This is a genomic window from Nostoc sp. CHAB 5836 (genome assembly GCF_020829445.1).
GTDB lineage: Bacteria > Cyanobacteriota > Cyanobacteriia > Cyanobacteriales > Nostocaceae > Nostoc.
In genome coordinates this window covers 1-21,681 of sequence record NZ_JAIVFV010000080.1, presented here as the reverse complement: position 1 = coordinate 21,681, position 21,681 = coordinate 1, and the positions used below count along the sequence as shown (strand labels likewise).

The 21,681-nt window shown below is 40.8% G+C and carries 23 protein-coding genes and 1 other RNA gene; 13 read left to right on the top strand and 11 right to left on the bottom strand.

Annotation, left to right across the window (positions count from 1 at the left end; all coding sequences use genetic code 11):
• Positions 1-16: 16 nt before the first annotated feature.
• The 5 genes from LC605_RS17230 (at position 17) to LC605_RS17210 (ending at position 4,700) form a co-directional block, all read left to right on the top strand.
• Positions 17-1,621, top strand: a complete 1,605-nt coding sequence (locus tag LC605_RS17230) for a GTPase family protein (protein WP_229548741.1) — start codon at positions 17-19, stop codon at positions 1,619-1,621.
• A gap of 311 nt (positions 1,622-1,932) precedes the next feature.
• Positions 1,933-2,817, top strand: coding sequence for a Uma2 family endonuclease (locus tag LC605_RS17225; RefSeq protein WP_229548740.1), 885 nt, complete (start codon positions 1,933-1,935; stop codon positions 2,815-2,817).
• Positions 2,818-3,282: 465 nt separating this feature from the next.
• A complete protein-coding gene (locus tag LC605_RS17220) occupies positions 3,283-3,441 on the top strand; it encodes a hypothetical protein (RefSeq protein WP_229548739.1) in 159 nt (52 codons plus the stop codon).
• 60 nt (positions 3,442-3,501) lie between these two features.
• Positions 3,502-4,449, top strand: coding sequence for a F0F1 ATP synthase subunit gamma (locus tag LC605_RS17215; RefSeq protein WP_229548738.1), 948 nt, complete (start codon positions 3,502-3,504; stop codon positions 4,447-4,449).
• 95 nt (positions 4,450-4,544) lie between these two features.
• The gene (locus LC605_RS17210) at positions 4,545-4,700 is read left to right on the top strand and encodes an AraC family transcriptional regulator (protein ID WP_229548737.1); all 156 of its coding nucleotides are present in this window, start codon (positions 4,545-4,547) and stop codon (positions 4,698-4,700) included.
• A 131-nt stretch (positions 4,701-4,831) separates the two neighbouring features.
• Here LC605_RS17210 and LC605_RS17205 read toward each other — a convergent pair whose 3' ends face one another.
• Both LC605_RS17205 and LC605_RS17200 read right to left on the bottom strand, forming a co-directional pair.
• Positions 4,832-5,179, bottom strand: a complete 348-nt coding sequence (locus tag LC605_RS17205) for a type II toxin-antitoxin system RelE/ParE family toxin (RefSeq protein ID WP_229548736.1) — start codon at positions 5,177-5,179, stop codon at positions 4,832-4,834.
• The gene (locus LC605_RS17200) at positions 5,163-5,453 is read right to left on the bottom strand and encodes a type II toxin-antitoxin system Phd/YefM family antitoxin (protein WP_229548735.1); all 291 of its coding nucleotides are present in this window, start codon (positions 5,451-5,453) and stop codon (positions 5,163-5,165) included. The genes LC605_RS17205 and LC605_RS17200 overlap by 17 nt, the downstream gene beginning before the upstream one ends.
• A 125-nt stretch (positions 5,454-5,578) precedes the next feature.
• On the opposite strand from LC605_RS17200, the gene LC605_RS17195 reads away from it, so the two are divergent.
• Positions 5,579-5,761, top strand: a complete 183-nt coding sequence (locus LC605_RS17195; RefSeq protein ID WP_229548734.1) for a hypothetical protein — start codon at positions 5,579-5,581, stop codon at positions 5,759-5,761.
• 13 nt (positions 5,762-5,774) lie between these two features.
• Here LC605_RS17195 and LC605_RS17190 read toward each other — a convergent pair whose 3' ends face one another.
• From LC605_RS17190 to LC605_RS17175, 4 genes are all read right to left on the bottom strand, one after another.
• Positions 5,775-6,398: a hypothetical protein gene (locus LC605_RS17190; RefSeq protein ID WP_229548733.1), complete on the bottom strand. Its 624-nt coding sequence runs from the start codon at positions 6,396-6,398 to the stop codon at positions 5,775-5,777.
• A 201-nt stretch (positions 6,399-6,599) separates the two neighbouring features.
• Positions 6,600-6,866: a Txe/YoeB family addiction module toxin gene (locus LC605_RS17185; RefSeq protein ID WP_229548732.1), complete on the bottom strand. Its 267-nt coding sequence runs from the start codon at positions 6,864-6,866 to the stop codon at positions 6,600-6,602.
• Positions 6,859-7,113, bottom strand: a complete 255-nt coding sequence (locus tag LC605_RS17180; RefSeq protein WP_229548731.1) for a type II toxin-antitoxin system Phd/YefM family antitoxin — start codon at positions 7,111-7,113, stop codon at positions 6,859-6,861. The genes LC605_RS17185 and LC605_RS17180 overlap by 8 nt, the downstream gene beginning before the upstream one ends.
• 139 nt (positions 7,114-7,252) lie before the next feature.
• The gene (locus LC605_RS17175; protein ID WP_229548730.1) at positions 7,253-7,828 is read right to left on the bottom strand and encodes a Uma2 family endonuclease; all 576 of its coding nucleotides are present in this window, start codon (positions 7,826-7,828) and stop codon (positions 7,253-7,255) included.
• 92 nt (positions 7,829-7,920) lie between these two features.
• Between LC605_RS17175 and ssrA the strand changes: the two genes are divergently transcribed.
• Positions 7,921-8,310: a transfer-messenger RNA gene (ssrA, locus tag LC605_RS17170) on the top strand.
• A 113-nt stretch (positions 8,311-8,423) separates the two neighbouring features.
• Here the strand turns inward: ssrA and LC605_RS17165 are convergent.
• Positions 8,424-8,681 (bottom strand): serine protease, encoded by a 258-nt coding sequence (locus LC605_RS17165; RefSeq protein ID WP_229548729.1) that lies wholly within the window; start codon positions 8,679-8,681, stop codon positions 8,424-8,426.
• 14 nt (positions 8,682-8,695) lie between these two features.
• On the opposite strand from LC605_RS17165, the gene LC605_RS17160 reads away from it, so the two are divergent.
• The 3 genes from LC605_RS17160 (at position 8,696) to LC605_RS17150 (ending at position 10,774) form a co-directional block, all read left to right on the top strand.
• Positions 8,696-9,130: a tyrosine-type recombinase/integrase gene (locus LC605_RS17160; protein WP_229548728.1), complete on the top strand. Its 435-nt coding sequence runs from the start codon at positions 8,696-8,698 to the stop codon at positions 9,128-9,130.
• Between the two features lie 65 nt (positions 9,131-9,195).
• Positions 9,196-9,948: a DUF4158 domain-containing protein gene (locus tag LC605_RS17155; protein ID WP_229548727.1), complete on the top strand. Its 753-nt coding sequence runs from the start codon at positions 9,196-9,198 to the stop codon at positions 9,946-9,948.
• 55 nt (positions 9,949-10,003) lie between these two features.
• Positions 10,004-10,774 carry a DUF928 domain-containing protein gene (locus tag LC605_RS17150; protein WP_229548726.1) on the top strand — a complete coding sequence of 257 codons (771 nt, stop codon included), beginning with the start codon at positions 10,004-10,006 and terminating at the stop codon, positions 10,772-10,774.
• 61 nt (positions 10,775-10,835) lie between these two features.
• Here LC605_RS17150 and LC605_RS17145 read toward each other — a convergent pair whose 3' ends face one another.
• The 4 genes from LC605_RS17145 to LC605_RS17130 all read right to left on the bottom strand — a co-directional run bounded on the left by LC605_RS17145 (position 10,836) and on the right by LC605_RS17130 (position 16,763).
• The gene (locus tag LC605_RS17145) at positions 10,836-13,547 is read right to left on the bottom strand and encodes a CHAT domain-containing protein (protein WP_229548725.1); all 2,712 of its coding nucleotides are present in this window, start codon (positions 13,545-13,547) and stop codon (positions 10,836-10,838) included.
• Positions 13,548-13,951: 404 nt separating this feature from the next.
• Positions 13,952-14,167, bottom strand: a complete 216-nt coding sequence (locus LC605_RS17140; RefSeq protein WP_229548724.1) for a hypothetical protein — start codon at positions 14,165-14,167, stop codon at positions 13,952-13,954.
• Positions 14,128-16,095 carry a CHASE2 domain-containing protein gene (locus LC605_RS17135; protein ID WP_229548723.1) on the bottom strand — a complete coding sequence of 656 codons (1,968 nt, stop codon included), beginning with the start codon at positions 16,093-16,095 and terminating at the stop codon, positions 14,128-14,130. The genes LC605_RS17140 and LC605_RS17135 overlap by 40 nt, the downstream gene beginning before the upstream one ends.
• A complete protein-coding gene (locus LC605_RS17130; RefSeq protein WP_229548722.1) occupies positions 16,095-16,763 on the bottom strand; it encodes a response regulator transcription factor in 669 nt (222 codons plus the stop codon). Before LC605_RS17130 ends, LC605_RS17135 begins: the two co-directional genes overlap by 1 nt.
• A gap of 261 nt (positions 16,764-17,024) precedes the next feature.
• On the opposite strand from LC605_RS17130, the gene LC605_RS17125 reads away from it, so the two are divergent.
• The 3 genes from LC605_RS17125 (at position 17,025) to LC605_RS17115 (ending at position 21,435) form a co-directional block, all read left to right on the top strand.
• The gene (locus LC605_RS17125) at positions 17,025-20,033 is read left to right on the top strand and encodes an S-layer family protein (RefSeq protein ID WP_229548721.1); all 3,009 of its coding nucleotides are present in this window, start codon (positions 17,025-17,027) and stop codon (positions 20,031-20,033) included.
• Between the two features lie 183 nt (positions 20,034-20,216).
• The gene (locus LC605_RS17120) at positions 20,217-20,552 is read left to right on the top strand and encodes a hypothetical protein (protein ID WP_229548720.1); all 336 of its coding nucleotides are present in this window, start codon (positions 20,217-20,219) and stop codon (positions 20,550-20,552) included.
• Between the two features lie 532 nt (positions 20,553-21,084).
• A complete protein-coding gene (locus LC605_RS17115; protein ID WP_229548719.1) occupies positions 21,085-21,435 on the top strand; it encodes a hypothetical protein in 351 nt (116 codons plus the stop codon).
• Positions 21,436-21,681 lie beyond the last annotated feature (246 nt).

Here is a 21,681-nt window from a genome sequence, read left to right as displayed (position 1 = left end):
GTTATAAATCCTGCACATGGCTTCCGACAATGTTACCAAAAACATAGATGATAATAGTTTTAAAAAGCTAGAAGAAGCATACACAAAAGCTGTTAACAGTCTTGGGAAATGCAATATTTTAGTAATTGGTAAAACAGGTGTTGGCAAAAGTACTCTGATAAATGCTGTATTTGGAGAAAATTTAGCAGAAATTGGGGTTGGTAAAAGGATAACCGAAAGCATACAAAAGTACCATAAAAAAGCGTCTTTAGTCGCGGTTTATGATACTCCAGGTTTGCAATTATTCAGTGGAGAAGAGATTGTAAGTATTAGAGATGAAGTATCTGGACTAATAGAGAAAGAACCTATTCATGTTGTTTGGTACTGTATTAATTCTCAAAGTAATAGATTTGAGGAAATTGAAGAAGATTGGATTCGGGATATGGCTAGGCAAGGAGTTCCGATTATTCTTATTCTCACTCAGGCGCTTCCAGACAATGACAGTGAGTTTTTGGAGTATCTTAAAGAGCAAGAATTACCAGTTATTGACGTTATTCCTGTCCTGGCAGAACCACAATACATTACTTCTGCATACAAAATTCCAGCATGGGGTTTAGAAAATCTAGTTGAAATAACTGCTTCAACTCTAACAGAAGTTGCAAGAAACGCCTTTCTATCAGAACAAAGGGTAAATATGAATTTAAGACCTTCTGACAAAATACCCGAAGAAAAAGAAGATATATACGCAAAAATATTGAAAGTTTTTAGAGAAAACAACATTTTTAATCAAGAAATACTAATTGGATACGAAAAATTTCTTGAAGATGCTCAAAAAAACGGCAAATTTAATGCGATGGTGATAGGTCTAACTGGCGTTGGCAAAAGTACTTTAATAAACGCTGTATTCGGATCTAAGGTAACAAAAACTGGAACAGGCAAACCAGTAACACAAGAAATTAAAAAGCATAGTTACCCAAATTCTCCAATTACTATATATGACACTCCTGGGCTAGAAGCTGACGCAGAAAAAATTAAACGTGTAAAACAAGATGTAGTTAAGCTAATAGAAGATCAACGAAAACAAGACCCTAAAGAGCATATTCATTTTGTTTGGTACTGTATTAATGAGCAAAGTAAGAGGTTTCAGGATGCTGAGGAGGAATGGATTAGAGAACTAGTTGAACAAGAATTATTAGTTATTATTGTTCTTACCCAAACATACGATTCTGAAAGTAGTGAATTACTAAAAAATATCAAAGGGCTGAATTTACCAGTCAATGACGTGATTCCAGTTTTGGCAGAACCACTGACTATTGGTAAATTAGAAATTCCAGCCTATGGTTTACAAGAACTAATTAAAGAAACTTATCTACTTTTGTCACAACAAGCAAAAAAAGCTCGTAATGCAGTAGAAGCGGCAGCAAAAAAGGCAAAGGAACAAGACCATATCGGAGTAGAAGAATTGAAAATAGCCCGGATTGCAGAAGAAGCAGCAAAACAAGCAAGTCAAGGCTTTGGTGCTTCACAAAGAGTCAGTATATTTCTGATGTTTGAAGAGTTTGTAAATACACTAAACGAGGGGACAAAGTATTTGTATGAGGGTGCAAAGTCTATATGGAACAAGATTAAGAATGGTATATGACCACCATGACATAAATCACTTTGTATAACTACTGATTTATTGGGTGAAGTGAAGCAACAAAAGAAGAAAAATCAGGATTAGCGATCGCCCCTAAAATCCTCAATCATGAGAACATAAATCATGGCTACTCCCTTCCCGCCAGAAGAATACCTAATTTTTTTTTACGAACCGCCAAGGACGCCAAGGACACCAAGGAAGAGAGAGAAAAATCAATAGGTAATCTTCTAGGGGGAAGGGAGTAATCTCAGAGCAATAGGCGATCGCCAATCCTCACCCTAAAATAAAATAGATAGTCCCGGCAAAAAACTGTCATGTACCAGATTGACCCGCCGCGCCCGCCTAGGGAAGTCATGCCGACAATGTATGATCGCAAGAGTGAAGATCCACAGGATCTAGACACGCCTGAGCAAGTTCATCCCCTTCCACCTTCACAAACCATGCCGACGATGTATGATCTTCCTAGTGAAGACCCGGAGGAGCCTGGTTTGCCAGACGAATTTCACGACTTTCAACCCCAACTATTAAGAGAAACCTGCCAACCCCCAAATTATCCTCACGGGGAAATGTTTATTGGCACAGATTTAAATTTGTATTATGATGCGCGGAATCGGCTGTGGCAAAAAAGACCAGACTGGTTTTTAGTATTAGGAGTGTCTCGCGCCCAACAACAACAACAAATGCGCCTCAGTTATGTTGTCTGGCAAGAGGGAATAGCTCCATTTTTAATCATAGAATTACTCTCACCAGGCACAGAAGCAGAAGATTTGGGACAAACCTCCAGAAATGCCAACAAGCCGCCGACAAAATGGCAAGTATATGAACAGTATTTACGTATTCCTTACTACATTATCTTTGACCGCTATGAAAATCAGTTGCGAGTGTTTCAATTAACAGCAACGAAATATCAAGCGGTGACAGTACCAGAACAGAGGTTTTGGTTTGAGGAATTGCAATTAGGTTTAGGGGTTTGGCAGGGTGATTATCAACAAACAGCAGGTTTATGGCTGCGTTGGTATGATGCTACAGGTAACTGGATTCCCACCTCTGAAGAACGGGCAAAACAAGAACATCAACGGGCAGAACAAGAACGTCAACGGGCCGAACAAGAACGTCAACGGGCCGAACAAGAACGTCAACGAGCGGAAATATTGGCTCAAAGATTGCGATCGCTTGGTATAGACCCAGATACTTTATAAGTAATGCTGATTATTAAATGTTAGTGTTAGCCCCTTTTAGAGAATGGCCTGTGAAATCCTAAATCATCAGAAACTATGATTAGCTGGGGTTGCCTTGCTGGTAGAATCTAAGGAGAAATACTGCTGAGTGCTGAACTAGCGAAATGGTCAGAAACCCCACGCATAAATGCGGGGGCTTGAAAGAGCCTCACATCTGACCAGACTAAGCCTTAAATGGCTACGTTAGAGGCAAGCGTTAAAGACCTACCGAGGGATGCGTAGCTAGTCCCTCGCTCTAGAACTGAACGATTAAACAGGCTTAACGGGGTTAAACCAGTGTCGTTTGGAAAGTACCGACCTCTAACATTGTCGAAGCTCACATAACCCCGCAAGGGAGGCTCAATTGAGCAAAACATTATGCGTACAGGGTTGTCAAGTTTGAAACGGTAATTGTCCCGTTGAAAGTACAAAACAAAGGTACATCGAATGCAGCAACCCCAAGGCGATAATGTGAGCCAGCGCGTTGGGCGGGTTTCCCGACTTGAAGCGACTGGCGAACCCGTCAGGGTGACGGCGAATAAATTCGCCTACGCCTTACCCCCATACATGAATGTAGGGGCTTCCACGGCGCGAGGACTTTGGTGAATCAACGAATGTCATCATTAAATTCATCATCTGTCGCTTCCTAATTCTTGAACATAAATCATGCCTAACCTCAAAGCAATACGCGATCGCATTCAGTCGGTCAAAAACACCAAGAAAATCACAGAAGCCATGCGCCTCGTAGCTGCGGCTAGAGTGCGGCGGGCGCAAGAACAAGTACTAGCGACTCGTCCCTTTGCCGATCGCTTGGCACAAGTATTATATGGTTTGCAAAGCCGTCTGCGCTTTGAAGAAGCAAACTTACCACTACTGAAAAAACGCCAAGTTAAGTCAGTAGGGCTGTTGGTAATTTCAGGCGATCGCGGTTTATGCGGCGGCTACAATAATAACGTTATCCGTCGTGCCGAAAACCGCGCTAAAGAAATTAAGGCAGAAGGTTTAGACTATCAATTTGTGTTAGTCGGGCGCAAAGCTACACAGTACTTTCAACGCCGCGATCAGCCCATTGATGCTACCTATAGCGGCTTAGAGCAAATCCCCACTGCCACAGAAGCCAATCAAATTGCTGACCAACTACTTTCTTTGTTCCTTTCCGAAGAAGTTGACCGCATCGAATTAATCTATACTAGATTTATTTCCTTGGTTAGCTCCCGTCCTGTGATTCAAACCTTGCTACCCCTAGATCCGCAAGGTCTAGAAGCAGGAGATGACGAAATTTTCCGCTTGACAACCCGTGGCGGTAAATTTGAAGTCGAACGCGAGAAAGTGACTAAGCAAGTCCGCCCGTTGGCTCCTGACATGATTTTTGAGCAAGATCCAGTGCAGATTCTCGATTCTTTGTTGCCTTTGTATCTGAGTAACCAGCTATTACGGGCGCTGCAAGAATCGGCAGCTAGTGAACTAGCAGCACGGATGACAGCTATGAGTAATGCTAGTGACAACGCCGGTGAACTGATTAACACCCTCACCCTGTCTTACAACAAAGCCCGACAAGCTGCAATTACTCAAGAACTACTTGAAGTTGTTGGTGGTGCAGAAGCACTGACTTAGAACTCAATTGCTAACTATTACTAATAGCTAATTGCTGGTGGCTGCAAAACTAGCGATTAGCTATTTTGGTTTTCAGGATGTTTTAACAAAAGGATATGATACAGCCCTTTGTCACTTTTGTGTGGCCAAAGAGGATATTCTACTTAGTAGGTGTGATTGCACATTTTAAATATTTTGCCAATCAGAGTCATTTTGCCAAGTGTTTTCGCCAATATACAGGGATGAACCCGAAACAGTTTCGTAACTCATAGCAAGATTTTGCTCTAAATCGCAAGAATATGTGAGATTTAATTTCAGAAATTCCCCAAAGGCAGAGTACAGTGAGTTAAACAAAACCAAGCAACTCCTAAAACCGAATACACAAACTGAAGACAGTATTAATTTATTCATCGTCATCATCTAATAGTTGTTCGGGATGACGTAACCTTTCTTGTGAACCATGACGAACTCGATGAATGCGAACAATTCCTCTATCTTCTTCTGAAGTTTCACTAACAGTAAACAAAATGCGAAATTGCTGTTTGTATAGTAACTGCCTTACTTCTATGCCCATGTACTCACTTTCTGGTGACATAGGACAACGCTTAGGGAATTTTTCCAATGTCAGCATAATTTCGTAGCACTCTCTGACCCATCGATGGGCTGTATCTACAGAATACTTGCGCATCCAGAGAAATATTTGTTCAATATCAGCGATCGCAGTCGGTGAAATTTCAACTTTGTATGTCATATTTTGTTCGCAGCTGCTCGAATGCTTTGTCTAGGGGGATACCTAAACCAAGCTCAAATTGCTCAAGACTTTTGCGAATTCCGACGCTTGTCTCTAACAGTTCTAGCCTGTCTAGCAATTCCTGATAGCTTTGGGCATCTTGAACAACTACAGACGCTTTCCCGTTAACAGTAAGGATTATAGGTTCCTTTGTTCCCCTAAGCTTTTCCAAAAAGGCTTTGGCACTCCGTTGAAATTCTGACAGTGGGTAAATGTTACGAAGGCTAAGAGTCATATTTTCACATAATTAACAGATAATTTCATGTTAATTATTTGTAGATATGTTGTCAATTCTCTAAGTATCCACAGTTTGCTGAAGGCTGCCTCAAGCTGGTTGATAAGCAGCGTTTGAGGAAAAAAGTGCATTTTGACGTAATTTTTTGGAACTATACAGAAGAGTTAAAAGGTAAAGTAAACTCCGATTCGCCTGATGGCGATCTGGATACAAATATACTGAAAGCTGCTATGGTCATGGCTTACAACACACGTAACGGCAGTAATGCCCTGTCTTTTGGAGACATTGTGGAACCAAAACAGTTGTAGTGTTTGTCTTTTTTTATTTTGCTGAATTATCTTCTATAATTCCCACTAAAACCCTAACTAATGCTTCTAAATCATCAGGTAGTGAATAAATGGTGATATCCTCAGTTATTTGCTGTGCATTCACATTCAGCATTCCAAATCTCCACACATCACCAATTGTCACTGCTCCATATTGAAACTGTTGCTCTTCAATTTGGGAGAGGGCAATTAATTGTGTTGCCAATTGGGTAAATCCTCTGGTTAAATCGTCGTTTTTTGCTTCTACAACCAATAAATTATGTTCTGCACGTAGTAAATAATCTAGATTACCTTTCAACCACTTACTCACAACTAGCGGGTATTCAATCCGTAACTGACAATCACAATAGTATGTAGCAACTTCCAATAAAACGGGTGCTACTAGTGTTTCCCGACGCGCGGTTTCGCTGGTTAAACTAACTCGTGTTAATGTTCTTTCTATCCGTTCTTGTAAATCTGGCAAGCGGTCAAGGGTTTTTTGAGTTTTGGGTAGTGATAATCTTGACCGAATTAATTTATAGCCTAACTCTGCTAAAATTTCCTCTGGTGGATATGTCATTTCAAAATAAGAGCGAAAAGTATACTCTCGCTCTTCTTGGAGAATTTTTGGTTTAGTCATAGTTAGAATAATAGGCTAGGTAGAGCGTAAGTGCAGCCTACACTTCTTTACGAGACGCTACGCGAACGACAAAGCTCAGTCACCACCGTAGGCATCGCTATTGCCAACAAAAACTTTATCTATAATCATACTTTAGTTTACAAATTTGATGGCGAATCTGATCGCGATCGCCTTCTTGCCCGCAAAGCCAGAACGAAGATGTCAATCACAATAGTGGTATCGACAAGCAATAATCGTTAAATACTCATCATCTACTGCATAAACTAACCGATTCGTATCATCAATTCGCCGCGACCAAAAGCTAGCTAGGTTTTCTCTCAGGGCTTCTGGCTTGCCGATCCCCTCAAACGGTAGTCGGATTGTTGCCTCAACGAGCTTGTTAATTCGTTTTAACCTTTTCTTGTCTTGCCCTTGCCAATATAAATAATCATTCCAAGCCTCATCCGTCCATGCTAGCTTTCTAGTCATCCAACAAATTGCGCTCCACCACTTTCCCCTGCTTAAACTGAGCAATAGAACGCTCCAAATGAGTGGCATTAGCGGGAGATTTAAGTAAATGCACAGTCTCCAGCAAACTATCAAATAACTCTAGCGACATCACTACGGCATCCTCCGCATCCCGTCTGGTGATGATGGTATAGTCGGCATCTTCCACCACTCGGTCTAAAACAGCCTTGAGGTTATTTCTCGCTTCGCTAAAAGACACAATTTTCATTTACTTCATTATTGTACAGTTTATTGTACAAGTGTAGCGATTCCAAATATATTCAGCAATGCCAAGCAACCGCGAAATCAATATCTAAAGGCTCTTCGTAGTTATGAAAAAACTTGCGCCTACGTAATGACCATCGCCCTTAACCTCGTGACACAAAAAGACGCGCTACTTCACAGGCAAAGTTAGGTAGCAATGGCGATGTAATCACATCATCTATTAGCAATGTTGTAACCAATTTTAACTGAGCATTGTCCCGTCGATAGACTTCAATTCTTTGAGCAATGCGATCGACAATCCAATACTCGTTGACTCCTTGAACCGAATACAATTTCAACTTAGCTAATCGATCGCGGTCAACATTTGCTTTTCCTTTTGACAGCACTTCCACTACCAGTTCCGGCGCTCCGTGAAAATGCCCTGCTTCATCTTGAATTTCAGCCAACCGTTCATAACTCACCCACACCACATCGGGAGCGACATTATCAGAGTCCGAAAAAATCAGTCCTGGCATAATGGAGGGTTCTCCCAAACCACTATCTATAGACCAAGTGTTTAGCACTGAAAAGATACATCCAATCACGTGCTGATGTTTATGGTGGGGCGATCGCACCGCAAACAATTCTCCATCGATAATCTCATAACGAATCCATTCGTTATCGGGTAATGCTGCAACATCTTGAATTGTCCAGCGAACTCTGCTTGTAGTCTGACTCATGAAAGTTTTGCTTGGGTAATGAAAGTTTAATATTTCTTGTCATCCTATGACACATATCCCTAATAGCAAACTATAATATGTATATAGCGCATGGGTCCGTCACGGTTTCGACAGGTTGGCGAACGCTGCTCTGTGATTCAGGTCGAGAGTGAGTCTCCTCTCGGAAATCAAAGGCTCGAAAAAAAAGTAAATGCGAATAACATCGTTAAATTTGCTCGTCGGGAAGCTCTAGTAGCTGCCTAAACACCTCTTACAGGTTCGAGCGTCTTTAGTTTGACTCCGTTAAGGACTGAAGACCAAACCCCAACGGATGCTCTAGTAAGCGTTCTCTGGTTGGCTTGCTAGCTAAGATTAAATCAGAGCATCCTACGTTCGGGATAATGAACGATTCCCGCCTTGAGGGTCAGAAAGGCTAAACCTGTGAATGAGCGGGGGGTCAATACCCAATTTGGACAGCAGTTCGACTCTGCTCGGATCCACTAAGAATAGTTAACAAGTCCACTTAACGCTTTGATGTGTAAGTGGACTTTGTTTTCATAGGTGAATTTTGCAAATATACCTGACTAGCAGAAATCGCGGCTACGCAATCGCTTAACTATCTCAACAAATGGGTGTCAATCTCTGGTGCATTTTTCTGGAGATCATTCAATAAAGCGATGGCACTTGTTCCAGCATTACGTAAATGCCTTCGTTGCGTATTTGGTTCTGGAAGCATCCCACCGCTATGGTGAATACCAACTACCTGAAAATTATCATCGAAAACAGGCGACCCTGATGAACCCGGTTCTGTACTTGTAGTATATTGCAAGACTTGATTAACTAAAATACACGACTCATAATCGTCATCAAGCAATAATCAGCGCTCTGTTGAATTTTGCTGTTGAATCTGGCTACATTCAATCAAACCCAGTTAGCCGTCTGAGTCTGAGGAAACCAAATCGAGAACGGGGAGAACACAATACAGACGAGATAATACGCTACCTCACGTCTCAAGAATTAGATATTTTGTATGATTTGTTAAAAAAATCTAATGCTAGACTTGAGACGATAGTCCGCTTGCTGCATCGAAGTGGAGCTAGAATTGGAGAATTACTTGGACTGGAACTGGCACAAATTTTTCAGGAACAACGTAAATTTCAGGTAGTGGGTAAAGGCAACAAAAAACGCTGGTGCTTTTATAGTGAAGATGCAGAAATTGCTTTAAAAAACTATATAAAATATTATCGTCATCCAGGTTCAACAGCATTATTCACCGCTCAACATCCAACGACTAAAGTTGTATGTAACACCAGTAAGTTATGAGGCAGTAACGGCAGACTGGCGAGAAAGAATTGACCAAAGCCAGAAATTAAAAGGGATTAGGCTGCATGATCTCCGCCATACCTTTGCCAATGGAAGCAAAATTTCCCGAATTAGACCATGAAATTCCGGCTGTAGTTGTTAACTACGTGACACAACAACTCAGTATTACTCCTAGTGTTTACCAAGACTGCAATTGGCAAGGACGGTCGATAAAATATTACCGCAAGAAAATTAGAGAACTCTTTGGATTTCGAGAAGCTACTGTTAATGACGCTGAAGAATTAGTTGATTGGTTAACAGAACAAGCGTTGATTTATGAATTAAAATTTGAACAATTAAAGCTAGCAGCAGCAGATCGTTTACGAGAACTTAAAATTGAACTACCTACACTTAATCGCTTAGAACGTATTACTCGCTCTGCTCTTCATAGTTTTGAGGAGAACTTTTTTCAAAAAACTGTTGCACAGTTGTCTAGCCGAACTAAAGAACAGATAGATAATTTATTCAAACCTCATCCCCTTGAAAATCAATCTGATGAAGAAGTAACTCAGTTAGATGTTGACTCCTCAGAGTTATCGATCTGGAATGAATTAAAATTAGACCCCGGAAGGATTGGTGTAGAAAGTTTTCAAAAATCAATTGAAAAATTATCAATTTTGCGTCAATTAGATTTACCTCCTGATTTATTCACCACCATACCAACAAAAATTTTACAAAAATATATACTGTCGAACGACCAATCAAAATTCCTGTCTTTTTTTCCAATTCGATACGAATCTCTCGACGAAATAGCTATCGCACTTGATATACTTTTATGAGGATCATTAAGGTCATACAATCTGAACATTATCTTAAATCACCAACTAGAGCATTATGTCTAAGCTTCCTTTACACAAAAGTTTGAGGAACATCCTTACTAGTTATATTACCTTGAGCTTATTGTTATCGATGTCTACAACAGCCTTAGCTGACAGGAACAACAATAATTCTGACGACCCTCCACCGCAGACTAGAGGAAGTTCAGGTGGTTCTAGAGGATGCGAGACTCAAACAGAAGCATCCTTAAGTAGTATTCCACATATTATCTTACTTGCACCTACTCAAAGTTACGGTCAAACTTTAGCAAATAGTCCGACATTCGCCTGGTTTGTGAAAGATATTAGCTCGTGGCAAATGGAGTTTCGCCTTTATGAATATGACCAAACTAACAAACAATCTAGGTTGGTAAAAGAGATTAAAGATGAAAATTTTAAAAGTTCATCAGGAATAATGGTTCTATCTCTGTCTAATCTGGAATTGTTAGTTGGTCGAAGATATCTTTGGCAAGTCGAATTAGTCTGCGATGCTAATCGTCCTTCAGCTAATCCGTTTGCGATCGCTGCGATGAAAGTAGTTTCAGTTCCACCAGATTTGAAAAAGCAACTCTCGCAGAGTAATAATATTTTAACGAAGGCACATCTCTATAACCAAGCTGATTTGTGGTACAACACTTTAGAAATCGCTTTCAAATCAAAGGATGAGCCGACTCTCAGAGAATTAAGGAAATCTCTCTTAAAACGGGTAGCAAATGGAACCGTAATGGAATTGAGAGAACAAACTAAACTCACACTGATAAATAGTCAAATCCATCAATTGCAGCGCTAGTACCGCAAGGCGGAAGTCAAAAACTATTAGTAGAAATACGAAATTTGAAAAGATGTAGAAATCAAAGCCAGTTACCAATGAGAATGAATGGTGCCCAATATCCGGGGTGATTTTCAAGTTGCTGCTGATGCTTTTGTAGCCAAGCTATTTGAGCTTTTTGTAAGGCTTTAGCTTTACTCATTCCGCTATGCCAACTTTGATAAAATTTGGTTATAAGTTGTGCCGTTGCTGCATCATCAACTTTCCATAGAGAAGCTATGGCACTTTGAGATCCGGCTTGGATGGCGATCCCAGCCAAACCCAGAGTTTCGCGATCGCTACCTATTGCTGTTTCACAAGCTGTCAATGTTAGTAACTCAATCGGTTTCTTTTGACCGTGACTAGTATTAATAAGTTGATAAAGATCGTTTAGTGTCAATGTTTCATTGTAAATCTCGCTTGGAAGTGATTTTTGGCGATTTACTACAACTTTTTTCCCAGTTACTAAGAACGTTTCTCTATCATCAATACCAAATTTACCGTGAGTCGCTAGGTGAATTATTGGATAAGCATTTTTTTCCAATTCTTGTTGCAAGCGCTCAGGAGTAAAATCTTGATCTAGTAAGCCCTTGCTTTTGGGTAAACTCGTTGTAATCGCTTTCAACTCAGATTTAACTTGTGTAAGCGGCTCAAAAAATTTTGAGCCAGCATCTGTTTCGACGGTAGCTGATTGTGTCAAGCCGAAAGCTAATACCTGTAATTTTTGTGGATTTGACTGTTGAGGATTAGTTAAAGTCAATCCTGGAGCAAAGGCGATCGCATATTTTTCAATCACGAATTGCTTACCATCAAACAGTGCAGCTATGGGAATACTCCGAAGAATTCCGTCTTGAATAAACACTAAAGTTTCAATTTTATCTTTTTCTAAATCGCTGATAAAAGGGCGAAGAAACCAGTCATAGACTTGTTGCGCTCTAGCTTTATAAGTGTTTTCCAAGTCAGAGCGTTTTTCTAGTTTAGTGCGTAGATCATTGATAACATCTTTAACTTCTTGACTTTTAACAGGCACCCAAAAAACTTTTGACTTAAATTTTTGATCACCGTCAGCTAAGGTGAGAATGATTGCAAGGCGCTCTTTCAAAATAATTGAACTCAAGACAGCAGTGTTTTTCCCTACTAGTGGCACTGGTTTCTTAATAAGTGCTAAATCGCAATTATTCCCTAAATAGTTTTGTAGTTCTGCTAACCTTAACTCATCTATTATTGGAAGTACCGACTCCAAATTGTGTTGAATATCTGATTCCCGGACAAGATTATTGGTTTGCTCTAGGCGTAACTCTAGCAACTCGCGGTAAACTGGTTCTACATTATCTCGAAAGTCAAATTGTAAATCTCGCTGTTGTAGGATTAGTTCACCACGAATACTTTTAAGACTGTCAATAGATTTTTCATAAAAATTAATCGCTTCTTGCACTCGACCTGTGGCTCTAAATAAGCGTCCTACTTGCCATGCCCACAAGTAAAGGCTCTCGTCAGCGACAGTGCCAATCAGGGCTTGTTGAGTTAAATTTATCGCTTGTTGATAATCTTGGCGACATTCGTAAATGTGTCCTAATCGACCTTTAGCAAAGGATTCTCCCTCCCGATATTGGATTTTTTGATTGATTGCTACAGCTTTGTTGAGTAGTTCAATAGACTTAGGTAACGATTCTGACTTCAAGCATTGAGTTGCTGGGTCAGTAGTGACCGACTCGTTCTTTTGGTTAACCAGTTGTAAAAGATTAGAAAGTTGAATCGCTGTATAAGCTTTATCACGGGAGTCAGGCAATTGTTCCAACACTACCAGAGCTTGCTGTAGTGTATTGTTAACTATGGCTGGATCGTGAAGATGTTGGCGATCATAAAGCCTAACTAAACCTACTAGCGATCGCAGTTCGTTTACTTTGTCGTTCTGGGTACGAGCTAGATTCAGGCTTTGCTCAAAATACTCTACAGCTTGGTTATCATAACCAACAGTGTATTGCTGTAATTTTTGGGCAGCTTTGTTGTCGCTTACTTCACTGGCAAATTCGGCATGACGCTGATTGCGCTTTGCAAGACTAGCGTAGGTATTAGCTAAACCATTCAGGTTAGACACCACGTAAGTTTGATTGTCAACGCCCTTGGCGATTTCATTGCTGCGTTTAAAATCTTGAATAGCTTGCTTATACTCGCCTTGGAGACGATGAGCATTTCCCAGACTACCCCAAGCGGCTACTTCGCCTAGTTTATCTGAGTGATGGCGGGCAATTTCTATGGCACTATCTTGACTACAGGTTCCATTGCTTTGATTTTCACCGCACAAAAGAGTAATTGCGCGTCGTTGCTGTCCCAAGCTACTGTAAAGTTGAGCTTGTTCTGTTAGCATCCATCCTACCTTGATCGGCTCGTTTGTCTGACGATAGTAGTCAATAACTTGCTTTAATTGAGCGATCGCTTCAGATATTTGACCTACTTGTTGGTATGCTCTGGCAAGGTATGCCCGAACACTTATTTCCTCAGAATAATTACTGTGATGCTGTTGATTAGAAAGGGCTGCTTCCCAAGACTTGATTGCTCCTTGAATATCGCCAGCTTGATATAGCTGAAGTCCTTGCTGTACTGGCTGTGTTAAAGTCGACGATTTAGCTGTTATCTCTGCGCTTCCTTTTTGCCCAATTGTTAGGGTAGGATGTGCTAACCACAAGCATAAGGTTAACGTTGTCAGGAAGAGAACTACCCAAATGCGACGAATACGGTATGGCAAGCGCTGCATGATAGTACAAAGTAATACTTGAAAAATGAATTTTTTACTTAATTAGCGATCGCTTTAGGCAATGCCCAGTCTTGGTAAGCTAAACCACATCTAGTTTGCATAATTTGAAATTGTACATTTCTTGTGGGGTGGGCGTCTCGCCCGCCCAATATATGCAAGGTTATTTGTGGAACAGCTTATTGCGATTACATAACTGAATATAATTCTAATGTAATCCCATTAATTTTGCGGGGCTGTAGAGACGCGTTAGCGTAGCGGGACGAAGTACAATTTCGCGTCTCTACAGGGTTTTGGTAACAAACTAATCAATCAGAATTTTTGGGACAGACTACTAGGACTTACGCAAAAGTACACGCCGTAGGGGCAATTCATGAATTGCCCCTACGTGAAAATAAGGGTTTCGGCTATTGTTTGCGTAAGTCCTGAACACTAAAGTCGTTTTGAGGTACTTCAAAGTCGTTTTGAGGTACTTCAAAGTCGTTTTGAGGTACTTCAAAGTCGTTTTGAGGTACTTCAAAGTCGTTTTGAGGTACTTCAAAGTCGTTTTGAGGTACTTCAAACTTTATTTGTTGGAGTTTCCTTAAAGCTTCCAATTGCCTAAATACAAAAATCGTTGCCACCAGCTACTTGCAATTGGCCAATTCAACTCGCAAACAGTGCCTTGTGGAGAGTGAGGAAATCGTCGAAACTTGCCTCTCAATTGTCGGGCTAAATCTTGAGCTTGGTTTGTTCCTTGCCCGCCACCTTGATACTTTTTAGATTGATTTGCAAATCCATTATCAATTATTTGTAGGCAATATTCCTTCGACGATCGCGTACAAATAACATCAAGGCGGGTAGCTCCTTGGGAATGTTTACCAACATTACATAAAGCTTCTTGCAAAAAAAGATACAACCCTCGCTTTTGATTTGCATTAAAGTTGCACTCTTCTAATGGTTCAAAATTAGGAGCAATAAAACTTTGGATTGTTGTAAATCCTTGAAAGTTTCTTCTTAAGGTAATGTCGTAGACATAATAAAGCATCTCAGCAATTGGAGTTTGCAAATCGATAACTTCACTTCCCTCTAAATAAAGACTATCACTGCGACTAAGTATTTCTTGACTGAGATACTCAGGAATAGTTCGTAACTCTCGATTTAGTTGTTCAAGTTGCGATCGCAATTTATCAGGCTCTATCTCTTCGTCGCCAAGATTCCTCAATATTACAGCCAAGGATTGCAAAGGGCCATTATGAATTGCTTCAAAAGAGCGTTTAAGAGTTAAACTGCGCTGTTCGAGTAGCGTTCTTAAATCTCGGTCAAAAAAAAATGTCGTCAGTCCTGCACTGGTAAAAGCTAACAAGGTTGGTACTAAAGGAATCCACCAACCGAGAATCAATCCAACATAACAAATTCCGACGATTTCGATACTACTTATACCAAGGCTCAACAATGTTTTTGCCGGAGATTGAAGGATTAAACCCAGAATAATGCCGACTAAACCCCAAGCTAAAATCCATAAATACTCCCAAATTTCTGACCATACTTTTAACAGTGGTCGTCTGTCTAAAACATGACTAATAATTTCACTTGTGGCATGAGCATGAACTTCTACACCATAAATCCATTGGTATTGATCAGAAGACTCGTCAACTTCTAAAGCCGTGGTGTAGAGTGTATTTTTAACTGCCGAGATGGTAAATCTATCTTTAACACTAGCAGCAGTCATGCCAATAATCACGATGCGATCGCCAATCCAACTAGGATCGATTTTTTTATTGAAGACATCTCTAAGAGATATGGTGCGAAAAGGTTGGGGATGAGAGCGAAAGTTTAATAGCACTTGAAACCCATTGGCATCAGTTCCTACATATCCGCCAAAATTGGGGAGAAAGCGGACTAGGTGACTTGAACCGAACTTGATGGGATCATAAGAGCGACTACCATGAATAAACTTTATTCCTTGTTCATGCAAATATAATTGTGCTAAACGCAGAGGTAGGGAATATTTCAGTTCTCCAGTATAAGTTTTACTTGCCATTAAGCTACGTCGCAGCTTTCCATCCGGGTCTACTATTGTATCTGCAAAGCCGACTCGTTCGGGAGGTAACTCAAGCGGTGGTTTAACATTAAAAGATTGCTTCCGATTTAATGCTACTTCAACTCCGATGAGATTTGGATTCTCTCTCCAGACAGGTGCAAGCTCTGCGTTAGCCGAACTACTTTTATCTTTAAAAAGGTCAAGACCGATGACTCTGGGTTTATAGGTCTGTAAGATGCTCAACATTTGGGCTATTTCCTGATCTGGTATAGGAAACCTACCTACATAATTAATATCATCTTCATCAATACCCACAATTACCACTCGTGAATCAACGGCTTCATTAGGTCGTAGGCGCAGCAATTGATCGAAAGCAAGCCACTCTTGCGATTGCAACAATCCTGTTAAGCGAACAACAATAATTAATCCGATCACTGAGAGTCCTGGCAGCACTACCTCCCGCCAGAGTTTCAGTTGTTTGTGAACTTTTTTCCATAAATTGCTTTTAGTAGGAAGTGCGAATTTCATCAGTTGATTAGTCCGATTTTTCTAGCTGCGATCTCAATTTGAATTCTCAATTCTTTACCAGGTTCATCATAGACACCCAAAGTATCTTGCAGTCTAATCCAGTAGTTTCGGACAGTGCGATCGCTCAGGTTCATTTTTTGGGCGATCGCTTTATCTGTTAAGCCTTCTTGATATTTCAGCGTTAGTACCTCAAGCCATTTTCGGTCAAATTCTGGACGCGATCGCAATTCTGAAGATAAATAAATAGACCCGCGCAATGCCAAGTCAACTAACTTTAACATTTCACGAAACGGCAAAGACTTATCCATAGCGGCAAAGCCACCTTCATAAGTATTAATTATCGGTTTGAGACGTACCAACGGTTTGACATTGGTACTCAGCACCACTAAATTAGGGGCTAGAGGGCTTGACATCACAGTTTTGAGCAGTTGCATCCCAATTTCAATCTGGGCTTGGCCTTGAGGCTTTTCTGGCAGACATAAATCAACAATTAGCAAGTCTGGGTGGTGACGTTCAAATTGCTGATATGCAGTCTGAGCATCCTGAGCAGCGAGGATTTCTGCTTCTGGATATTTCTCTTTGAGTGCTGGAATTGTACCTTGAAGAATTGCTTCATGGTCGTCAACAACTAAAAATTTTTGCAAAGTTTGCTTTGGTTCTTGGCTCATAACTGGTTTACTTTTTAATATATTTATTTAACCTACCAAAACTATAGGAGGTCTAACTTGTTGTAACTAGAAATTAACTTGCCATTTCAATGAAATTTATTGATCAATACTAGGATACAAATAATTGGCTACTTGCGTGTTACAGTTTCAGGAATTTAGTTTTCCAATATTGGAAAATCAGCACTTTAGTTAAGGAATATAACAACTTGTTAAACTTGATGACGTAGAATCACTACTGGTGATGAGGAGTTGAGAAGTCTTGTGAAAGCTAAATTAAGGTGTTATCAAAGCTGGGAATCGCTTTCTGAGGCGATAAGTATAATGGGATTTTGTGCGATGGGCTATGCCCCAGCTTTGGCGATCGCAACTTTTGTGACAATCAACCCCGTCAACGCTCAAATTGTTCCTGATAATACCCTCCCAACAAATTCCAGCGTCGCGCCGGGATGCACAGCTTGCACGATTGAAGGGGGAACGATTCGGGGTAGCAACCTGTTCCACAGTTTTAGCGAGTTTTCTGTACCTACAGGTGGGGAAGCGTTTTTTAACAATGCTGTAGATATTCAAAATATTATTACTCGCGTTACAGGTAACTCGGTATCTAATATTGATGGGTTGATTCGAGCAAATGGCACTGCAAATTTATTTTTCATCAATCCGAATGGAATTGTTTTTAATTCCAATGCCTCTCTAAATATTGGCGGTTCGTTTATTGCAAGTACAGCTAATAGTCTTAATTTTAGTGATGGTATTAAGTTCAGTACTGTAAATTCTCAAATTCCACCTTTGCTGACTATTAATGTACCCATTGGCTTACAATTTGGGACAAATCCGGGAAATATTCAGGTACTACGTTCTAGTTTAGAAGTTAATCCTGGTCAGACCTTAGCACTTGTAGGCGGTAATATGCAGCTTGATGGTGGGCAACTCCTAGCTGAAGGTGGAAATGTGGAGTTGGGAGGGATGGCAGACATTGGTACAGTTGATTTGAGTATTAATGGCTCAGACTTCGGTTTAAGTTTTCCTGATGGCATTGAACGCTCTGATGTATCTCTGAGCAATGGCACTAATGTAAATGTACTCGCTGGTGCTGGGGGTAGTATTGCAATCAATGCCCGTTCCTTGGATATCACTGGAGAAAGTACACAGCTACAGTCAGGGATAGCATCAGGGTTGGGTTCTGTTGACTCACAGGCGGGAAATATTGAAATTAATGCAACAGAGACAATAAACCTGAATGGAAGTCGCATCTCGAATCGGGTGGAATCAACAGCTGTTGGTAACAGTGGTGACATCAATATTACCACTGGTTCGCTTTATGCAACAAATGGCGGCGTACTGAATACCGAAACCTTTGGACAGGGGAATGGGAGCAGTATAAACATAGTTGCCCGTGATACCGTTTCCTTTGATGGCCTGAGTAGCTTTAGTAGAGCCAGTCAGGCATCCAGCGCTGTACGACTAACAGGCGTGGGCAAAGGTGGTAACATCAATATTACAACTGGGTCACTCTCTGTTACGAATGGTGGCCAGCTGGTTGCTACCAACTATGGTGGAAAGGGAGATGCAGGTAGGATAGATATCGTCGCCCGCGATACCGTTGTCTTTGATAAAGGACTTGATCATAACTTTACTGGAGCATTCAGTAATATCTTGGCAAACGGGGTAGGTAACGGTGACAGCATCAATATTACCACTGGTTCACTTTCTCTGAAAAATGGCGCTGTATTAAATGTCGGAACCTATGAAAAAGGCAATGCAGGGAATGTGAATATAGTTGCGCGCGATACAGTTTCCTTCGATGGGGTAAGTGCCGATGGAACAAGTTCCACTGGGGCTGTCAGCGCAGTAGGGGAAGAAGCCAAAGGCAAGGGAGGCAACATCAACATCACGGCTGGGTCGCTTTTTGTCAGTAATGGCGCTCTACTCAGTGCTACTACCTCTGGAACAGGGGATGCGGGTAATGTGAATATAGTTGCTCGAAATACAGTCTCCTTGGAAGGAGCCGGCAAGAATGGAATTCCCAGTGGAGCATACAGTACTGTAGAATCAACAGGTGTAGGCAAGGGCGGCGATATTAACATCACAACCGGGATGTTGTCTTTGAACGATGGTGCTTCCCTGAGTGTCAAAACCAGTGGACAAGGGGATGGGGGTAACATCACGTTGAGGGCTAATACATTAGAAGCCATTAACGGTGGACAATTTATTACCACCAGCAATGGTAGTGGCAACGCAGGTAATATTACTCTTGATATCACTGACAGCATCACCCTTTCTGGTAGCAACGCCAACTATTTTGCTCGAATTGACCAATTTATTGCTCAATTTGGTGCAAATGAAGTTTTAAGTGTAGACCCTGCAAGTGGGCTGTTTGCCAATACATCTAAAACTTCTACAGGTAGAGGTGGAGAATTAACAATTAATACCAAGCAGTTTAATATCCGAGATGGCGCACAAGTTACGGTGAGCAGTCAAGGGTCAGGGATTGCAGGCTCATTATTAGTTGAAGCTAACTCTATCTATCTTGACAACAAAGCAAAAATCAGTGCTGACACCAAAGGAGGACAGGGAAATATTAATTTGCGATCGCGCGATTTTTTACTCCTACGCCGAGGTAGCAGCATCACTACCAATGCCAACGGTAATGCCACTGGTGGTAATGTTACCATTAATACCAACAGTTTAGTCGCTGTTCCTGAAGAAAATAGTGACATCAGCGCCAATGCTGAAGATAGCTTTGGTGGTCGAATAATTGTCAATGCTTCTGGCATCTTTGGTACAGAGTTTCGTCTAGATCCCACACCATTAAGTGATATTACAGCTAGTTCTGCTCTTGGTTCTGAGTTTAATGGCGTAGTGCAACTCAACATTTCTGATGTTAACCCTAGTCAAAGTTTAACTGCTCTGCCCACAAATATCATCGATACTTCACAGTTGATTGCCAATAGTTGCGTTGCACGAAGTAAACGACCAGAAGAGAAATTCGTTATCACAGGAAACGGAGGTTTGCCGGTGATGCCAGATGACCCCTCAATTGCACCCTATCAGACTTATCAGATTCCAACTGTCCAGAGTGCAAGTATCTCAACGCCACAAGAAAACCCTACTACTAGCAACAAACCTTACCATTCTGTTAAATCTGCACCACTGATTGAAGCTCAGGGATGGATATATGGTTCTAATGCTGAGGTGATTCTCACTGCCTCTGCACCTACTGTCAGTCCTCACAGTTCTTGGTTACAATTATCTACCTGTTCGGGTTCTTAATTATCCTCAATTATCTTCTTGAATTGACTTTCCAAAATTGGAAAACCAATTTCCTAACTTGACGATGTGCATCTAATCAAATTTATCTATTGTAAAAGAGTGCAGTGAAGGCGAACATCTAAAACGCCACCGCCTCACAGGCTCAACTTATTAACCTCTCTCAATTAACTAAGGAGAAAAATAATGTCTCACATCAACAACCAAATCCAAGACCTCTACAGCATCGAATTAGTGCAAGACCTTGACCACGAAGCTTCTGCTACTATTAGTGGTGGTGGTTTAGACCTTTCCACCTCATATAATGGTAAAGGAGATCGGGTAGATGATCTTACAAAAGGATATAGCAGTCTAGGCTACTTAAACAATAAAGTATCTTGGTACGAGCTAACGGGCAAGAAAGATTGGTATGCCTACACTGGTAAGAATTTTACAGGTACAAGATACCTTTTAAAAGCAGGAAGCGAAAGTAACTTAAGAGGTTATGCTAACAACAACTGGGAATCTGTAAAACCTGTATAATCAGAACCATCCTATTTTATCCCGCAGACTAAAACTTTGAAAAACCTAAAATAGAAAAGAATGCTCTCACCTTAAATTTTAGCTGAGTAACATTCTTTTACCGCAATTTATGTCTAGGGGCGAGGTCATTCTCGCTCCTATTTTTTCATTTAAATAAAGTGGTTCTATCGCTCTCTTTATGCTAAAACAACACCCTTTTGTGGACAGAACCATTACTGTAACTGGGTTTAAACCCAAAAATCTGGTGATCGTTCCCTCTCTAAAGTATTGAAACCTCAAATCTAGGCAGAGCAAGGTTTTTCTGCTGTGTTATTGCTGAAAATATCATAAGGGGAGCGATAGAACCAATCAAGTTTTAGTTATCTTCTTGAATTGACTTTCCAAAATTGGAAAACCAATTTCCTAACTTGACGATGTGCATCTAATCAAATTTATCTATTGTAAAAGAGTGAAGTGAAGGCGAACATCTAAAACGCCACCGCCTCACAGACTCAACTTATTAACCTCTCTCAATTAACTAAGGAGAAAAATAATGTCTTACATCAACAACCAAATCCAAGACCTCTATAGCATCGAATTGGTACAAGACCTTGATCATGAAGCTGCTGCTAGTGTTAGTGGTGGTGCTTTATACCTTTCCGACTATTATAATGGTCAAGGAGAGAAAAGAGAGTACAAAGGTGATTCTTACAGTTTAGGCAGCTTTAACAATAAAGCATCTTGGTATGAAAATACCGGTGACAAAGATTGGTATGTCTACGCTGATAAGTATTTCAAAGGTGAACCATACGTTTTAAAAGCATACACAAAAGGTAACTTTTATGGCTATGCTAACAACAACTGGGAGTCTGCAAAACCCAAATCTGAATACTACTCCTACTAGATTCCTGAAAAGCTTTAAAAAGAAAAGAATGCTCTCACCTTCGCTCTTAGCTGAGTAACACTCTTTTCTTCTAGTTCGTAGGGGCGAGGTGTTTTTCGCTCCTACTTCTTAATGTTAGAGTGAACTACCCCAACTTGCCGAGTACGGCTGAAGTTGGGGCTTCTGTAATCAAGGGGGAGTGCCACTACTATAGACTTTCGTCCAAGAGTAGGACTTACCTCCCCTCCTACAGCAGAGACGGCTGAA

Bases quoted from the DNA above. Each gene is read 5' to 3' on its own strand.
- LC605_RS17230 (WP_229548741.1), top strand. From the start codon at position 17: ATGGCTTCCGACAATGTTACCAAAAACATAGATGATAATAGTTTTAAA.
- LC605_RS17225 (WP_229548740.1), top strand. From the start codon at position 1,933: ATGTACCAGATTGACCCGCCGCGCCCGCCTAGGGAAGTCATGCCGACA.
- LC605_RS17220 (WP_229548739.1), top strand. From the start codon at position 3,283: ATGCAGCAACCCCAAGGCGATAATGTGAGCCAGCGCGTTGGGCGGGTT.
- LC605_RS17215 (WP_229548738.1), top strand. From the start codon at position 3,502: ATGCCTAACCTCAAAGCAATACGCGATCGCATTCAGTCGGTCAAAAAC.
- LC605_RS17210 (WP_229548737.1), top strand. From the start codon at position 4,545: ATGATACAGCCCTTTGTCACTTTTGTGTGGCCAAAGAGGATATTCTAC.
- LC605_RS17205 (WP_229548736.1), bottom strand. From the start codon at position 5,179: ATGACATACAAAGTTGAAATTTCACCGACTGCGATCGCTGATATTGAA.
- LC605_RS17200 (WP_229548735.1), bottom strand. From the start codon at position 5,453: ATGACTCTTAGCCTTCGTAACATTTACCCACTGTCAGAATTTCAACGG.
- LC605_RS17190 (WP_229548733.1), bottom strand. From the start codon at position 6,398: ATGACTAAACCAAAAATTCTCCAAGAAGAGCGAGAGTATACTTTTCGC.
- LC605_RS17185 (WP_229548732.1), bottom strand. From the start codon at position 6,866: ATGACTAGAAAGCTAGCATGGACGGATGAGGCTTGGAATGATTATTTA.
- LC605_RS17180 (WP_229548731.1), bottom strand. From the start codon at position 7,113: ATGAAAATTGTGTCTTTTAGCGAAGCGAGAAATAACCTCAAGGCTGTT.
- LC605_RS17175 (WP_229548730.1), bottom strand. From the start codon at position 7,828: ATGAGTCAGACTACAAGCAGAGTTCGCTGGACAATTCAAGATGTTGCA.
- LC605_RS17155 (WP_229548727.1), top strand. From the start codon at position 9,196: ATGATCTCCGCCATACCTTTGCCAATGGAAGCAAAATTTCCCGAATTA.
- LC605_RS17150 (WP_229548726.1), top strand. From the start codon at position 10,004: ATGTCTAAGCTTCCTTTACACAAAAGTTTGAGGAACATCCTTACTAGT.
- LC605_RS17145 (WP_229548725.1), bottom strand. From the start codon at position 13,547: ATGCAGCGCTTGCCATACCGTATTCGTCGCATTTGGGTAGTTCTCTTC.
- LC605_RS17135 (WP_229548723.1), bottom strand. From the start codon at position 16,095: ATGAAATTCGCACTTCCTACTAAAAGCAATTTATGGAAAAAAGTTCAC.
- LC605_RS17130 (WP_229548722.1), bottom strand. From the start codon at position 16,763: ATGAGCCAAGAACCAAAGCAAACTTTGCAAAAATTTTTAGTTGTTGAC.
- LC605_RS17120 (WP_229548720.1), top strand. From the start codon at position 20,217: ATGTCTCACATCAACAACCAAATCCAAGACCTCTACAGCATCGAATTA.
- LC605_RS17115 (WP_229548719.1), top strand. From the start codon at position 21,085: ATGTCTTACATCAACAACCAAATCCAAGACCTCTATAGCATCGAATTG.